The sequence below is a fragment of the Halorubrum distributum JCM 13561 genome, assembly GCF_000337395.1.
GTDB classification, from domain to species: domain Archaea; phylum Halobacteriota; class Halobacteria; order Halobacteriales; family Haloferacaceae; genus Halorubrum; species Halorubrum distributum.
This window is the reverse complement of sequence record NZ_AOJF01000023.1, coordinates 60,067-76,261: the sequence shown is the minus strand read 5'-3', so window position 1 is coordinate 76,261 and position 16,195 is coordinate 60,067. Positions and strand designations below refer to the sequence as shown.

Below are 16,195 nucleotides of genomic sequence, written 5' to 3'. Positions count from 1 at the left end.
GATTTGGGTCATAGGCAACTGAAGTCTCCCGCTTCAGCTCCTTTGATTTAGCGGCCTACCTCGCAGCAGTATGGCGATTCAACACAGCCATTTACAGAGATATACGCTGTATTTCTGATTTCACCTTCGTATTCTGCTTGGAATGTCTCACCCATCCATTCTATTGATGAACTGTCGGCAGACCATATTGATCCAACCTCTTCTTTTAAAAAGATGTATTTGTCTGTGACTGCTTTTAATGTATCTACGGGGCACGTGTCAAACACAATCAATACATCCCAGTCTAAATCATAGATATTCGTACCAATTTCCCACCTAGATGTGATCATTATAAATAAATATACATAAAAATAATACAATTTCCGGACAATCTGATTAACACTCATACATTAACCAATATAATCGGCCCGTGTTAATCTATTCGGAGTCCTAAGAGACAGATATTCGATTTTGTGGGATCTGATGAAGATATCTGGATCACTGCTTGATAGATTGTTCGAGACTATATATTGTGTCAGTCGGAACAAACTTGTGGAAGTCTCGAAACGAAGCTTGAGGGGCGGTCTTGAGATAAGTAGAAGTATAAGGTGGTCAAAAGATTGAGTGGTTTGTGTCTATTTTCGACCACTTCAGTGGTGATACCGGTTGTAGGCCCGTATCTAAGATCTGTTCTACAATCTGATTGGCGTCGGCCCTACTGAACTCCTCCTGATCGTTCGATAAAGACCGAACAGATCATTGATCGCTACGTTGATACTTACCATAACCTCCCGATCAAGTACAAACAACAGTGAGAACCGCTTGACTTCGCCCACACTATCCTCCAGATTGAGCCTCATGTCTACGTAGTATTATGTTGATGCTCGGCGACAACATCCTTCGCGGGGACCTCGACGACGTGGCCAATCGGCAGTAGGAAGACGGCACCGACGCTGCGTTCCTGGTTGAGGAGGCCTCCTACGAGGAGGCCTCTCGCTACGGGGTGCTCAAAACTATCGAGTACGGCAAAGTCTTTGGGGTCGTCGAAAAAGTCCAACAGCCCGCTGATCTGCTGTGTTGAATAGCTGCTGAGTCACGGTTACAGCGGCTCACACAGTGGTTCTATGTTGATGATAGCGAACATCAAGACGATCTCACGGAACTGCCGATACCAGCCAAGCGCTCGCACGGCATCGCCGAGCGAGCGCTTCGTTGTCGAATACGATGTTTCGGCCATCCACCGCTGAGAGTAGCCGTTTGCTCGGTTGAGCGCGTTGTTTGCGGCTGCGTTGGCTGACGAGCCGCGATAATGAACGAGGTAATCGAGGTCGTGTGCGGCGATCTCGTACTCGGTGTGCCAGTCTTGGAAGCCGTTGTCGGCGGCGACGGACTGCAGGTCGTCCGCGTTTCGGCGGACGACCTGCGGTCCCGTCTTCGTATCATGCTTCCACCGAGCTGCGATGTGAACGTCAAGAACAGCCAGCGATTCCACATCAGTTAATGTCGTGACTTTCAGCGTCTGTATCGTCCGTCCTGCCCGCTGACGAAAGTACGAGGACGCACGTCGCCGGTCGAAGAACGTGCTGTCGAGCGCAGCGTGGCCAGACTGCGGGTGCTGCTGCGCGGAAATTCGCAGCAGCGCCCGCCATATCCACATTTTCAGCCGATCAAACGATTTGTAGATCGTGCTGTAGTCTGGGAGATCGTCTCGATCTAAGCCGAGGACGTTACGAATCTCAGCCATGTAGTTCAGCCGATTCGGCGTTTCACGATAGCTGTGGCCGTCTTCGAGCCGAAAACAGTGTAGCACAACGTGTTTCCAGCGGGCGAACCCGCCGCTGGCGGGTTCGCCCGCGTGCTTTCCCAACGCTTGTTTGACTAGGCGACGACACTGCTCAACGAAGTCGAGGAGATCGACTTCCATGGACAGAATCGATTTCCTCGGCTTCGTCCTTCTACCCCGTGATACTAGTCGATTAGATCGCTATTCAACACAGCACGCTGATCAACCTCTTGATGTTGGGCCTTTACTCGTTCACGCCGACCATCTCCCACGCGTGTCACTTTTTTACCCATCTGATTGTGGCAAGTATGAACTCGAGGATGAAATCTGCTTATCCAGTCCGGCAGCACTATCGATGCGATTCGTCTATACGGCTGTCTCATGGATGTCGGGTACCCAAAGTATTGTGTCCATGTCGAGGAACGCCTTGACCACCTGATCACCGATACCGAGCCGGACGACAACTTGGACCTTAAAAAAGCCACCTATCGACGACTAACAGATATACTCCGTAGAGAAACAATCTGCTTCGTTCTACAAGGGACCAATTTCTGAACTTTCGCCGCGATGCGTGTACTCGTCGTCAACGGAATCCAATCATCGAATTCCGTGCTCTGATCGAACCCTTTTATCCTTGACTCTCAAACGGAGAGCCAAGATGGACATCTCTATCGTCGGCAGCGGCTACGTCGGCACGACGGTCTCTGCCTGCTTCGCGAACCTCGGCCACGACGTGGTGAACATCGACATCGACGAGTCGGTCATCGAGACGATCAACGACGGCGACGCGCCGATCCACGAGGAGGGCCTCTCGGAGCTAATCGCCGAACACGCCGGACCGAATGGCACCGGCCGGCTCCGGGCGACCACCGACTACGCGGCCGTCCGCGACACCGAAGTAACGTTCCTCTGTCTCCCCACCCCGCAGAACGACGACGGCAGCGTCGACCTATCCATCATGGAGGCGGGTGCGAGCCAACTCGGTAAGACGCTCGCGGACAAAGCCGATTGGCACACCGTCGTCGTCAAGAGCACGGTCGTCCCCGGCTCGACTGCGGACACGATCACTCCCATCCTCGAACGAGAGAGCGGCAAGACAGCCGGCGAGGCGTTCGGCGTCGGCATGAATCCGGAGTTCCTCCGCGAAGGCACGGCGGTTCATGATTTCCTGAACCCGGACAAGGTCGTCCTCGGCGCGGACGACGATCGCGCGCTCGACGACATGCGCGCGGTGTTCGACCCTCTCGTCGAGGCTGCCGCCGCGCCGGTCGTGGAGACGGACACGCGGACCGCCGAGATGATCAAGTACGCCAACAACGCCTTCCTCGCGGCGAAGATCAGCCTGATCAACGACATCGGGAACATCTGTAAGGCGCTCGGCGTCGATGCCTACGAGGTCGCGGACGCGATCGGCCTCGACGACCGCATCGGCGCGCAGTTCCTCCAGAGCGGCGTCGGCTGGGGCGGAAGTTGCTTCCCGAAAGACGTGGGCGCAATTATCTCCGCGGCGCAGGCGGCCGGCTACGACCCGGCGATGCTCAACGCCGCAGTTGAGGTCAACGACCGCCAGCCGGCGCGGCTGGTCGCCATGCTGGCCGACCACCTCGCCGCCCACCGTGACCGCGGAGTCGACGGCGCGACCATCGCCGTGCTCGGCCTCGCGTTCAAGCCGGGGACCGATGACATGCGAAACTCCCGAGCAATTCCGGTGATCAAGGATCTCCAGGCGCGCGGCGCCACTATTACCGCCTACGACCCGGTCGCGGCCGGCAACGCCCCCAACTACGTCGACGACGTGACCTACGCCGACTCGGCCGCGGCGGCGCTCGACGGCGCCGACGGCGCGGTCGTCGTCACCGACTGGGACGAGTTCGCCGCGCTCGACGCCGAGTTCGACGCGATGGCGGCCCCGATCGTCGTCGACGGGCGGCGGATCATCGAGCGGCGCGACGGGATCATCTACGAGGGGTTGACCTGGTGAGCTCCCAGAGTCGCAGCGATGTCGACCTGCTCCCGGTCGCCGGCTGTCGTGTCGACGGCTCAGCGTAGGGAGCACAAGTTGTTCCTGCCAGTCCTGGGTAATTCATCCCTGGAAAATAGATTTCTCCCGCGAGATCCCCGCTCCCCAGCGAAACCACTGGAGCTACACCCGCTGATCCCGGCCGCAGTACTCCCCGTGAGAACGGGTGTAACACGCGCACCTGGGGCCGACCGCGCTCACGCGCCGCTGACGAGGAACGCTGTTCGCACGCGACCACAAGACCACGCAACAAAAATCGCCCGACAGCAGCGAGGAGCCACGTACGTGTACCTGGGACACATCGCGGGGCTATCGTCCAGTTCGTAGTCGACGTTTCAGGTGTCCGATCTCAGAGATCGGCCGAAACACATCCGGTGGTCCCGGGGTGTTTTCCGGATACGCCTCTCGAATATTTGGGTTCTGAGAGGATGTGAGACCCGGTCGCGTGCGACAGGCTGTGCCGGCGAGGTGACTAACTCAGGGACTGCGACGCGATCCGCGGCCGCACCGGTGTTCGGTTGCCTGTTAGCTCTGTAACTCCGGGTGCGATCGCGGCTCCCTGACCGGTGTTTCACCCGTTACCGCTCGTCTTACTGCGGCGGGACAAACCAGTGTAGCTCGGCCGGACCGGCTCTCTGAACCCCCGGCCTTCCGCCACAGCAGTTGCACGGGCGGTAAGGTGTCGTTGTCATCACAGACTCGTGTGGCGACGCTTGTTCACGTGGCCCGCAGTCTCCACAAAGACATGTTACCCAACACAATCCTTCCGCCACACTCCAATGTTGGTTAACGGTCGTGTGACAGTCGCCCACGAAACGGCCGCGGGCGATTCAGTGCTACTCGACGGTGACGCTCTTCGCAAGGTTCCGCGGCTTATCGATCGACCGGCCCTTGTCGTTGGCCACGTGGTACGCGAACAGCTGGAGGTAGACGTTCGCGACGAGCGGCTCGACGACTCCCACGTCGGGCACCAGCAGCGACACGTCGAGCGTCCCGTACTCCTCACCGGCAGAGACGCAGCCGATCGCGGGCGCGCCGCGCGTCTGCGCCTCGGTCACGTTGTTCATCGTTTCGTCGGCGCGCGAGCCGTCCGTCAGGACCGCCAACACGGGCGTGTCGGGCGTCACCAAGGCGAGCGGGCCGTGTTTGAGCTCGCCGGCGGCGAACCCTTCGGCGTGGTCGTAGGAGATCTCCTTGAGCTTTAACGCGCCCTCCAAGGCGACGGGGACGCCGAGCTGCCGCCCCACGAAGAAGAACGCCTCGCTGTCGCCGTACTCGGTCGCGGCCTCGCGCACCGCGTCCTCGTTGTCGAGCACCTGCTGAACGGCGCCCGGAAGGTCGCGGAGCCCCTCCAAGACGGGCCGCGCGTCGGCGGCCCCCAGCGCGCCGCGCTCGCGGCCGATCGCCACGGCGAGCATCGTCAGCGTCGCCACCTGCGAGGCGAACGTCTTCGTCGCGGCGACGCCGATCTCGGGGCCAGCGCGGATAAACGCGGTGTCGTCCACCTCCCGCGTGACGGTGCTACCGAGGGTATTCGTCACGGCGAACGTCCGCGCGCCAGCGGCGTTCGCGCGGCGGACCGCGCCGAGCGTGTCCGCGGTCTCGCCGCTCTGCGTCACCGCGACGACCAGCGTCCGGTCCGGGCTGCGCCCGGCGCCGAACTCGTACTCGCTGGCGATCTCGACGGTCGCGCGCACCCCCGAGAGCTCCTCGAACAGCTGCGCGGCGTACCGGCCCGCGTAGTTGGAGGTGCCGCAGGCGACGATCTGGATCTCCTCCAGATCGGCGAGAAAGCCCGGCGGGAACGAGACGTCGAGGTCGACGTCGCCCGCGTCCACGTCGAGCCGCCCCGCGATCGTCTGCCGGAGCGACTCGGGCTGTTCGTGGATCTCCTTGCGCATGTAGTGCTCGTACCCGCCCTTTTCGGCGGCGTCGGCTTCCCACGTCACGGTCTCAACGCCGCGGTCGACGAGGTCGCCGTCGGCGTAGATTTCGACGCCCTCGGCCGACAGCGCCGCCACGTCGCCGTCCTCGAGGTAGGTCACGTCGCGGGTGTGCTCGAGGAACGCCGTCACGTCGCTGGCGACGAACGTCGCGTCGTCGTTGCGGCCCAACACGAGCGGGCTCCCGCGGCGCGCGACGACGATTTCGTCTTCCCCTTCGCGGACCGCGCAGATCGCGTAGCTCCCCTCCAAGCGGACCTCGACGGCGCGGACTGCGTTGAGGAGGTCGCCCTCGCCGCGCTGCGCAGCGAGTTCCTCCTCGATCAGGTGTGGGATGACCTCGGTGTCGGTGTCGCTCGTGAACTCGTGGTCAGCCAGCTCGGCTTTGAGCGCCTCGTGGTTCTCGACGATTCCGTTGTGAACGACCGCGACGTCGCCGGCGCAGTCCGTGTGCGGGTGGGCGTTCGCGTCGGTCGGCGGCCCGTGCGTGCTCCAGCGCGTATGGCCGACCCCGAGCGTCGCGTCCGGGACGTCCGGAACCGTGAGGTTGTCGACCTCGCCGGACCGCTTTGCGACGGTGAGCCCGCTCGTTTCGCCGACGAGCGCGACGCCCGCCGAGTCGTAGCCGCGGTACTCCAGGTTGCGGAGCCCCTCGTGGACGATATCGCCCACGCTGGCGACGCCGCCGTTGCCGGCAGCGGTACCCGCCTCGTCATCCTCATCCAGGGCGATTCCCTCGCCGATGTAGCCGGTGATCCCACACATGGTTACCCCCTCCGCACGACCGCACCCGACTCGACGCGACCGTCGAGCACGACCCCCGCGTCGGCGTCGACGTCGTCGCCGACGACCGCGCCGTCGGTGAGCGTCGACCCGCTGCCGACGGTCGCGTTGTCGCCGACCACGCCGGCGAGCTCCACGCCGTGGTGGACCGCGTCGCCGACGACGACCGTCGCCGGCCCGCCCGCTATCGTCGCGTTCGGACCGATCCGCGCGTTGCCCGCGACGATCGCGTCCCGGACGACCGCGCCCGCGCCGATCACCGCGTCGGGGAAGATCACGGCGTTCTCCACGATCGCGCCCGCCTCGACCGTCGCGTTGCTCCCGATAGCGGTGCTGCCGCCGATCGTGACGTTCGGGCCGACGCGCACGTTGCCCGCGAGCGCCACGTCGTCGGCGACGGTCACCGAGTCGCCGAGATTCGCGCCCACGGATTCTGGAGCCGAGGAGTCGTCAACCAGCCCTGCGTTGACGGTAAGCAGGTCCCACAGGTTCGACACGTCGAGCCAGCGGCCGTCGTACCGGACGGCCGACAGCGACTCGCTCGCGGCGAGATCGTTCAGCGTCGCCGTGATCGCCAGTTCGCCTGTCGCGTGCGTCTCGCGGATCGCGTCGAACACGTCGGTCGAGAACCCGTACACGCCGGCGTTAATCTGGTTGGTTTCCACGGGACCCTCCGGCTTCTCGTCGATCGCTGTCACGCGGTCGCCGTCGAGGGTGACGACCCCGTATTCGCGCGGGTTCGCCGCGGTCGTGACCGCCATCGCGGGGAGGTCGCCGTCGAGCGCCCGGTCGCGCATCTGGGTGACGACCGACGGCTCGACGATCCGGTCGCCGTTGAGCACGACGAAGGGGCCGTCGACGACCGGTTCGGCCTGGAGGACGGCGTGGCCGGTGCCGAGCTGGGTGGTCTGTTCGACGTACTCGATCGTCACGTCCCAGTCGTCGCCGTCACCGAAGTGGTTCCGGATCCGCTCTTGCTCGTAACCGACGACGAGGACGATCCGGTCGATCGCCGTCGCCGTGACGGCCTCGACGACGTGTTCGAGCAGGGGGCGGTTCGCCACGGGGACCATCGGTTTCGGGCGTCGATTTGTCAGCGGCGCCAACCGCCGTCCCTCACCCGCGGCGAGGATCACCGCGGTTACGGAGTCCGTAGTCATATCGTACCCGTGTCCCGCCCGGGTTTTAAATCGCTCGCGCAGTGGCGAGCCGTTGGAGAAGAGTAAAGTATCGAACGTGTCTACGTTGACCGTGTCGAAATCGGCCGTCATCGCGGACGACGACGAGACGATCCGGTCGATCCTCCAGTACAAGCTGTCGAACGCGGGCTACGACCTGACGGTGTGTCACGACGGCGAGGAGTGTCGACAGGCGCTGAACGAGGACGCCGCGGCCCCCGACGTCGTGGTCCTCGACGTGATGATGCCCCGGATGAAGGGCACGCAGGTGCTGCGGACGATCCGGCGCGGCGAGCTCGCTGTCGACCCCGACGTTCCCGTCGTGATGCTCACCTCGCGCGGGCAGGAGGCCGACGTGTTGGAGGGGCTCGACTCCGGCGCCGACGAGTATCTCACGAAGCCGTTCAGTCCGAACGAGCTGCTGGTCCGAATCGACCGACTGGTCGGGAGATAACCGTGTTGTCCGCGGCCCCGTCGACGTTGATGACCGTCTACGGTCCCATCATCGGCCCCCAACCGTGGGTACTCACGCTTGGCGTCCTGATACTGGGCTCGCTTTTGGCCGCGGCGGCGCTCATAACCCTGGGCTACTCGCTTGTCGCGGCCCGCAGACGTCGGCGTCAGGACGCGATGCGTGCCGCGCTGCGGTCGGAACTGCTCGCCCGGCTCTACGGCCGCGACGAGCCGGCGTGGGACGCATGGGTCACCAGCCTCTCGGCGCCCGAACGCGATGAGCTGGAGTCGTTGCTCGACGTGTACCTCCGCGAGCTTGACGGCGGCGACGCCGAGACGCTGGCCGGACTCGGACGGGCGCTCGGCATCCACGAGCGGTCACGTCGCGAGATCGCGAACGGCGACTACTGGACCCGGAGCCACGCCTTGGTTTGGCTCGCGCTACTCCGCGACGCCCCGGACCGCGACCTGCTCCGAGCACACTGTACCGAGACGGCGCGCGAGCGCGCCGCGGCCGCCCGGGTGTTGTACGCGGCTAGGACGGATGACTGCGCGACGACTGGCGTCGATCTGTTGCTGCGCGACGAGCCCGAGCCGTTCTCGGTGTTCGGCGTCGACACGCTGTACCGCGTCGCCGAGTGCGACCCGGTCCCGTTCTTCGAGCGGGCGGCCGCCGACTTCGCGGCGTGGGAGCCGGCGCTCCAGCGACAGGTGTTGCGCGTCGTCCGCCACCTCACCACCGTGGTCGGCGGCGCCGACCTCTCGTGGGTCGTTGGGGCGCTGTCGAGCCGGGACCCGAGCGTGCGGGCAGCCGCGTGGCGGGCGCTGGGCGCGTACGGCTGGAACCGCCGGCTCCGCGACGCGATAGACCTCGATGCGATTCCCGATGAGCCGGCGCCGGCGGTCCGTACGGACGCCTATCGGGCGCTCGGCATGTGGGGCGACGCGCCGGCGCTCGCAGCGCTGGAAGCGGCCGGGACGGTCGACCCGGACCCGCGGGCGCAGGTCGCCGCGGCCGAGACGCTGGTGGCCCAGCACGGGCCGGAGGCCGCGCCGGCACCGAAGGCACCGCCACGCCCGGGCGACCGTGAGACGGCCGACCCGATCCCCGCCGGCGATAATCCGGCCGCGGTCGACTCTGAGACGCCCGCTTTCGACACGGCTTCGTTCGATATCGCGTGGGCGTGGGCGGCCGAACACGCCCGCTTTGACCGCTTGGCCCGCGATATTTCCCGTGACCGAGAGCGGCTCCACGGAGAGGTGCGCGGATGACGACGCTCGAAGGCATCGGGACGACGCTCGTCGTCGGCTCGGGCGTCTTCATCGTCACGTACTACCTGCTGATCAACGCCGGCTACCTGCTGATCCACGTGCTCGCGCTGTTCCAGCTCCGCGACAGCGTCCGGGAGTCGTCGTGGAACCCGTCGTTTCGCGCGTTTGACACCCCGTTTTACCCAGGCGTCGCGATGGTCGTACCGGCGTACAACGAGGCGGCCAACATCGTTGAGAGCGTGCGCTCGATGCTCGCGCTTAATTACCCCGACCAGGAGATCGTCGTCGTCAACGACGGATCGTCGGACGCCACCCTCGACCGGCTCGAAGAGGCGTTCGGGCTGCGCCCGGTCGACGCCGAGGTCCCGTACGACGTGCCGTCGGAGCCGATCCGCGGCGTGTACCGCTCGGCGACCCACGAGAACCTCCTGGTCGTCGACAAGGAGAACGGCGGCAAGGCCGACGCGCTCAACGCCGGGATCTGGCTCACCGAGAAGGAGCTGTTCTGCGCGGTCGACGCCGACACCGTCATCGACCGCGACGCGCTGCTCGACGTGGTCGCGCCCTTCCTCGAAGACTCCTCGCGGACCGTCGCCAGCGGGGGCACCATCCGGGTGGCCAACAACTGCGTCGTCCAAGACGGCCAAGTCAAGGAAGTCAACCTACCGAAGACCGGGCTCGCCGGGGTCCAGGTGATGGAGTACCTGCGGGCCTTCTACTCGGGCCGGCTGGGGCTCGCCCGGCTCAAGGGGCTGATCCTCATCTCCGGCGCGTTCGGCGTATTCCGGACGGACCGCGTCCGCGAGATCGGCGGCTACCGTCACGACACGATCACGGAGGACTTCGACGTGGTCGTCCGCCTCCACGAGCACCTCTCGGACAACGACGTCGACTACCGGATCGAGTTCGTCCCCGAGCCCGTCGCGTGGACGGAGGTGCCGGAGTCGCTCCGGTCGCTGGGCCGCCAGCGGCGCCGCTGGTACCGCGGGATGCTGGAGACGGTGATCGCCAGCCGCGGCCTCTTCTTCCGCCGGCGCTACGGCCGCGTCGGCACGGTCGTGCTCCCGTTCTTCACCGCCGCGGAGGCGCTCGGCCCGCTCATCGAAGGGTTCGGCTACGTCCTGCTCCCGCTCGGGTGGTACCTCGGTATCCTCAACGTCGAGTTCTTCCTCACCTTCCTGCTGCTCACCGTAGGCGTCGGCGTCTTCCTCTCGTGGTTCGGCGTGTTCAGCGAGGTGTGGAGCTACAACCGCTACGAGTCGCCGTGGGACGTCGTTAGGCTGCTTTGGTACGGCATCTTGGAGAACTTCGGCTACCGTCAGTGGAAGACGATCGTGGCCTGGCACGGGCTGATCGAGTTCCTCCGCGGCGAGCAGTCGTGGGGCGTGATGGAGCGACGCGGCTTCGGGGACGGGGAGTCCGAGAGCCCGGCGGTGGGCGCGGCCGCTGCGGCCGGCGGCGTGGCGGCGGGCAGCGGAGACGCGCCCGTGACGACGACAGGTGGCGAGACGGACGCCGCCGACGCGGGCGCGGCCGCCCACGACGACGGGGACGACGGCGGCTTCGTCTGGGTGGACTGGCTCGCCGACGAGCCCGGGACCGACGGGCTCCGGTGGCTCGACCGAATCGCGAGCGACGGGCAGCCCGGCGCGTTCGCGTCCGTCGCGGACCTGACCGTCGGCGTCGGCGAGGGCGGGTTCGTCTGGACGGCCGACTTCTCGGCCGGCGGCGGCGACGGGGGGTTCGTCTGGGTGACCGATCCCGCGCTCGGCGCGGGCGATGGGGGTTACGTCCTCGCGGCCGCCGACGACGGGAGCGTGCGGCTCGCCGCGACGACGGACTTCTCGGAGGGCCTCGGCGACGGCGGCTTCGTCTGGACGACCGACCCGACGCTCGGTACGGGCGACGGCGGGTTCGTCTGGGCCCGCGACGCCGCGGCCGGCGCCGGCGACGAGGGGTTCGTCTGGGTGATCGACGCGGCCGACCCCGCCGAGTAGTCCACCGGCAATCAGCCCGCGGCCAGCGCCTCGTGGACCGGCTCCGCGGCGTTGACGTCGCTCACGGCGAAGCGGGTCCCCTCGTCGCTGCTGTCGACGGCGAGGTCCCAGCCGTGGCCCGAGATCACGCGCTGGACCACGAGGAGGCCGAGCCCGAACGACTTGATGTTCTCCGCGTCGGCCGCGGTGAGGGCGTGTTCCACGTCCGTCGGGAGTCCCGGCCCGTCGTCCGCGACCGCGAAGCCGCCCTCGTCGCCGGTGACCGTCACCGCGACGTCAGGGCCGCCGTGTTCGACGCAGTTACGGAAGAGGTTCTCGAAGAGCCGCTGAAGCCGCATCTCGTCGGCGAGGACGGTCGTCCCCGTCGCGATGTCGACGGACAGCGTCGCGTCGCGCGTCCGCACCGTGTCCCAGGCGTTCCGGACGACTCCATCGAGATCCACCCGCGTCCGCTCGCCGACGTCCGTCCCCTCCTTCGCCAACATGAGGCACTCGGCGATCATCGACTCCATGCGGTCGAGCGCACCCCGGACGCGATCGAGGAACTCGGCCGCCTGCCCGCTGACGTGGTCCTGTGCGAGCTCCGTGAACCCGATCGCCCCCGACAGCGGGTTTCGGAGGTCGTGGGCGACGATGCCGGCGAACTCGTCGAGCCGCTCGTTCTGCTCGCGGAGTTCGGCGTAGTGCTTCTGCCGTTCGAGCTCGCTGCCCACCCACTCCGCGAGCACCGCGACGAAGTCGCGCTCAGACTCCGTGATCGGGTCGTTGCGCGGCTCCGCGTCGGAGAAGCAGAGCGTCCCGTACGTCTCGCCGTCGATGTCGACTGCGGCGCCGACGTAGCAGTGGAGCCCGGTCGTCTCCAGCGCGTCGTCGTCGCGGTACTCGCTGTCGCGCGCGTCAGCGAAGCCGAGCGGCTCGCCGCTCTCGACGACGTGGCGACACCACGTCCCGTCGAGGTCGACGACGCCCCTCCGGGCGTAGGGGCCGCTCTGGATGTTCGTCTCGACCACCTCGTACCGGCCGTCGCCGGTGTACGAGAGCACGCCGTTGTCGACGCCGAGGTACTCCCGGCCGACGTCGATCGCCTTCCGAATGCGCTCTTCGGCCGAGAGGTCGGTCGCGGTCAACTCCAGCAGGCTCTTGAATGGATCAGCGGGGACCGTATGCGATGACATGGTGAGCAAGCAGGTCGTTACCGACGGTAGGTGCGCCCGTCTGATAAAAGCGCGAGTTCGGTTCGGCGGCCGCCCCGTCGGAGAAGTAGCCTTAACCATCTCCCTCCGTAGGTGAGACTGTGCGCAGACGCCGTTTCCTGGGTCGCGTCGGGGTGGCGGGGGCGGTCGGCACCGCCGGCTGCGGCCTCCGCGGCGACGCCAACGGGTCGGGAGGCGACGGTCCCTCCCGGCAGTTCCGCATCGGCGACGACGGCTTCGAGGTCGCGGTCGACGGCGGCGGCTTCGAGCCCCTGTCGGTCCGCGGCGTGAACCTCGGAATGGCCAAGCCCGGGCGGTTCCCGGGCGAGGCGGCGATCACCCGCGCGGAGTACGACCGCTGGCTGGAACTGATGGGCGAACTGAACGTCAACGTCGTCCGCGTGTACACCGTCCACCCGCCGGCGTTTTACCGGGCGCTCGCGGCGTACAACCGCTCGCACGCGGAGCCGATATACGTCCTCCACGGCAACTGGATCGGCGAGGAGACCCTCCGTGAGGCGGGCGACGCGACCTCGCTGTCGGCCGCCTTCGACCGCTCGATCCGACAGGTCGTCGACGCGGTCCACGGCGCGACGACCGTCAAGCCGGAGCCCGGCTACGCGAGCGGGACGTACGACGCGGACGTGAGCGACGCCGTCCTCGGGTACGTCGCCGGCATCGAGTGGCCGCCGGCGGTCGTCGCGGAGACGGACCGGGTGAACGTGCCGGGCGGCTACGACGGCGAGTTCCTCGCCGCGCCCGACGGCTCCCCGTTCGAGGCGTGGCTCGCCGCCCGCCTCGACGCGGTCGTCGCGTACGAGGCCGACGAGTACGACGCACAACGGCCCGCGGCGTTCACGAACTGGGTGACGACCGACCCGCTGGAGCACCCGTACGAGCCGTTCCCGAACGAGGACGCGGTCTCCGTCGACCCCGACGCCGTCGTCGCGACGGACGCGTACGACCCCGGGACCTTCGCCGCCTACCACGTCTATCCGTACTACCCGCCGCTGTTGAACGAGACGCCCGAGTACGTGGACTACGAGGACCACCGCGGGGAGCCGAACAGCTACGCGGGCTACCTGAACGACCTCGTCGGGGCGACCGACCACCCGCTGCTCGTCGCGGAGTTCGGCGTCCCCGCGTCCCGCGGGATCGCGCAACGAGACGTCCACGGTCGCGACCAGGGACACCTCACCGAAGCCGAGCAGGGCGAGATCCTCGCCGCGATGTACGCGGACATCCGCGAGGCCGGGACTGCGGGCGGAGTCGTCTTCAGCTGGCACGACGAGTGGTTCAAGCGGACGTGGAACCTCGCGCCCTTCTCGGACCCGAACCGGCGGCCGTTCTGGTCGAACGTCCAGACGCCGGAACAGCGGTTCGGGCTGCTCGCGTTCGACCCGGCCGACGCGGTGCCGCTGGACGGATCGCCCGAGGCGTGGGCGGACGCGACCGCCGCGACGCCCGAGCGCGACCCGATCCGGCTCGGCGACGGCGCCGACCCGGCGCGCGAACTGACCGCGGTCCGCGCGGCGAGCGACGCGGCGTACCTCAACGTCCGGCTCGAGTTCGCGGAGCTGGACGGCGACCCGGACTGGGACGCGACCAACTACCTCGTCTCGTTCGGGACCACCGACTCAGACGCGCGGGCGCTCCCGTACGGGGTCGGCGGGGCGGCGCCCGCCGACTTCGTCGTCCGGCTCGGCGGCCCCGACGACTCGCGGATGACGGTGTCCCCCCGCTACGACGCCTTCGCGTTCGAGTACGGCGCCGAGGCCGGCCTTGACCTCGACCGGTACCGAGACCCCGACCCCGGCGACTTCACCCCGCTCCGGCTGGTGATCAACCGCGGGTACACCGTGCCGGTGACGGACGAGTACGTCCCCTTCGAGTCGGTGGAAACCGGGCGGCTGCGCTACGGGAACGGGAACCCCGAGTCGCCAGAATACGACTCGCTCGCCGACGTCCACGTCGCCCCGTCGAGCGACGCGATCGAGCTCCGAATCCCCTGGGGGCTGCTCAACGTGGCCGACCCGAGCCGTCGGCGGCGACTCGCCGACCTCTGGACCGACGGGCTCGACACCTACGAGACGATCGAGTCGATAGACGTCGCCGCGGCCTCGTACGTCCCCGCGGACGCAGAGGGGACGGCACGGTCGCTCGACGCCCCCACGAACCTCACGCACGCGGTCCCGGGCGTCGCGGACGGCGCGCTGTCTTCCCTCGCGTTCGAGCCGCCGACGTGGGACCGCCCGGCGTACAGCGAGCGGCTCAAGGAGTCGGCAGACGCGGTCGCCGACGTCTTCGATCGGTACGCGCGGCGAGGGGAGTGAGCCCGCCCTCGCGTCGACCGGGCGCTACTCCGAGAGCCGGTCGCGCGTCAGCGCCTCGCCGGGCCCGGTCGTCTCGCCGGCGCCCAGCACGACGCCCGCGTTCAGCGAGGTGTTGATCCCCGTCTTCGCCTCATCGCCGACGATCGCGCCCAGCTTCCGCCGGCCGGTGTCGACGCGGTCGCCCTTCACCGTCTGCCGGACGTTCTCGCCGTCGTGCCGGAGGTTGGCGACGTTCGTCCCCGCGCCGAAGTTGACGGCGCGGCCGAGCACCGAGTCGCCGACGTATGAGAGGTGGCCGACCGAGGCGTCCGCCATCAGCACCGAGTTCTTCACCTCGACGGAGTGGCCGACGTGGGCGCCGGGCCCCACGACGGTCGCCCCGCGGACGTAGGCGTTCGGCCCCACGTCGGCGCCCTCGCGGATCAGCGCCGGTCCCTCAATATAGGCGCCCGAGCGGACCCGCGCGCCCTCCTCGACGACGACCGGTCCGTGGAGGTGAACGTCTTCCTCGACGGTGCCCTCGAGCTCGCGCTCGTCGTCGAATTCGGCGAGCGTCAGCTCGTTCGCCTCCAACAGCTCCCAGGGGCGCCCGACGTCGAGCCAGGTGCCGTCGTACCGCGCCACGTCGATCCGGCGGCCGTCGCCGAGCAGGAGGTCGATCGTCGTCGTGATCTCGTACTCGCCGCGCTCGCTCTCGGGCGTGCGGTCGATGTAGTCGAACACCTCCGGCTCGAACGCGTAGCAGCCGACGTTCGCGAGGTTCGTCGGCGGGTCGGCGGGCTTCTCGACGATGTCCGCGAGCGAGCCGTCCGCGGCGGTCGAGAGCACGCCGTACGCCCGTGGGTCGTCGACCTCGGTGGCCGCCACGGCCGGCGCGCCCGCGTCGGCGAGCGCCTGAGGCAGCGACGCGTCCACGACCACGTCGCCGTTGAGCACGAGGAAGTCGTCGTCGACGACGGGTTCGGCCTGCGCAACGGCGTGGGCGGTACCCAGCGCTTCCGCCTGCTCGACGTAGTGGACCGGGCGGTCGCGGTACGACTCGCCGATCGCCTCCCGGATCGCCTCGCCGCGGTAGCCCGTCACGACGACGAACTCGTCGACGACGTCGCGGGCCGTGTCGAACACCCGTTCCAGCAGCGAGCGGTCCCCGACGGGGAGAAGCGGTTTCGGTTGGCGGTCCGTCAGCGGTCGCATCCGGGTCCCGCGGCCGGCCGCGAGCACGACTCCGTACATGTCCGAGGTCGACGAAGGGGCGGGGCTT

General features: G+C 67.1%; 12 protein-coding genes. 5 read left to right on the top strand and 7 right to left on the bottom strand.

Annotated features, from left to right (window positions below):
• Window positions 1-47 precede the first annotated feature (47 nt).
• The 3 genes from C470_RS15535 to C470_RS02720 form a co-directional block, all read right to left on the bottom strand.
• A complete protein-coding gene (locus tag C470_RS15535; RefSeq protein WP_152418624.1) occupies window positions 48-386 on the bottom strand; it encodes a hypothetical protein in 339 nt (112 codons plus the stop codon).
• Window positions 387-841: 455 nt separating this feature from the next.
• Window positions 842-1,036, bottom strand: coding sequence for a hypothetical protein (locus C470_RS16410; protein ID WP_152418623.1), 195 nt, complete (start codon window positions 1,034-1,036; stop codon window positions 842-844).
• A 42-nt stretch (window positions 1,037-1,078) separates the two neighbouring features.
• Entirely contained in the window at window positions 1,079-1,903 is an 825-nt protein-coding gene (locus tag C470_RS02720; protein ID WP_008365117.1) for an IS5 family transposase, read from the bottom strand.
• 517 nt (window positions 1,904-2,420) lie between these two features.
• On the opposite strand from C470_RS02720, the gene aglM reads away from it, so the two are divergent.
• Window positions 2,421-3,743 (top strand): UDP-glucose 6-dehydrogenase AglM, encoded by a 1,323-nt coding sequence (gene aglM, locus C470_RS02715; RefSeq protein ID WP_008365115.1) that lies wholly within the window; start codon window positions 2,421-2,423, stop codon window positions 3,741-3,743.
• A gap of 875 nt (window positions 3,744-4,618) precedes the next feature.
• On the opposite strand, the gene glmS is transcribed toward aglM, so the two are convergent.
• Together glmS and C470_RS02705 are read right to left on the bottom strand one after the other, a co-directional pair.
• On the bottom strand, window positions 4,619-6,490 hold the full coding sequence (gene glmS / locus C470_RS02710) for a glutamine--fructose-6-phosphate transaminase (isomerizing) (protein ID WP_008365114.1): 1,872 nt from the start codon (window positions 6,488-6,490) through the stop codon (window positions 4,619-4,621).
• 2 nt (window positions 6,491-6,492) lie between these two features.
• A complete protein-coding gene (locus C470_RS02705; RefSeq protein WP_082226633.1) occupies window positions 6,493-7,668 on the bottom strand; it encodes a sugar phosphate nucleotidyltransferase in 1,176 nt (391 codons plus the stop codon).
• Between the two features lie 91 nt (window positions 7,669-7,759).
• Here C470_RS02705 and C470_RS02700 point away from each other — a divergent pair, with 91 nt between their 5' ends.
• From C470_RS02700 to C470_RS02690, 3 genes are all read left to right on the top strand, one after another.
• Window positions 7,760-8,140, top strand: a complete 381-nt coding sequence (locus C470_RS02700; RefSeq protein ID WP_008365109.1) for a response regulator transcription factor — start codon at window positions 7,760-7,762, stop codon at window positions 8,138-8,140.
• A gap of 176 nt (window positions 8,141-8,316) precedes the next feature.
• Window positions 8,317-9,411 carry a hypothetical protein gene (locus C470_RS02695; RefSeq protein WP_008365107.1) on the top strand — a complete coding sequence of 365 codons (1,095 nt, stop codon included), beginning with the start codon at window positions 8,317-8,319 and terminating at the stop codon, window positions 9,409-9,411.
• Window positions 9,408-11,408: a glycosyltransferase family 2 protein gene (locus tag C470_RS02690; protein WP_008365105.1), complete on the top strand. Its 2,001-nt coding sequence runs from the start codon at window positions 9,408-9,410 to the stop codon at window positions 11,406-11,408. Before C470_RS02695 ends, C470_RS02690 begins: the two co-directional genes overlap by 4 nt.
• 11 nt (window positions 11,409-11,419) lie before the next feature.
• Here the strand turns inward: C470_RS02690 and C470_RS02685 are convergent, their stop codons facing one another.
• Window positions 11,420-12,583: a sensor histidine kinase gene (locus C470_RS02685; RefSeq protein WP_239638550.1), complete on the bottom strand. Its 1,164-nt coding sequence runs from the start codon at window positions 12,581-12,583 to the stop codon at window positions 11,420-11,422.
• A 152-nt stretch (window positions 12,584-12,735) separates the two neighbouring features.
• Here C470_RS02685 and C470_RS02680 point away from each other — a divergent pair, with 152 nt between their 5' ends.
• Window positions 12,736-14,934, top strand: a complete 2,199-nt coding sequence (locus C470_RS02680; RefSeq protein ID WP_008365101.1) for a hypothetical protein — start codon at window positions 12,736-12,738, stop codon at window positions 14,932-14,934.
• A gap of 24 nt (window positions 14,935-14,958) precedes the next feature.
• Here C470_RS02680 and glmU read toward each other — a convergent pair whose 3' ends face one another.
• Window positions 14,959-16,167 carry a bifunctional sugar-1-phosphate nucleotidylyltransferase/acetyltransferase gene (gene glmU, locus C470_RS02675; protein ID WP_008365099.1) on the bottom strand — a complete coding sequence of 403 codons (1,209 nt, stop codon included), beginning with the start codon at window positions 16,165-16,167 and terminating at the stop codon, window positions 14,959-14,961.
• Window positions 16,168-16,195 lie beyond the last annotated feature (28 nt).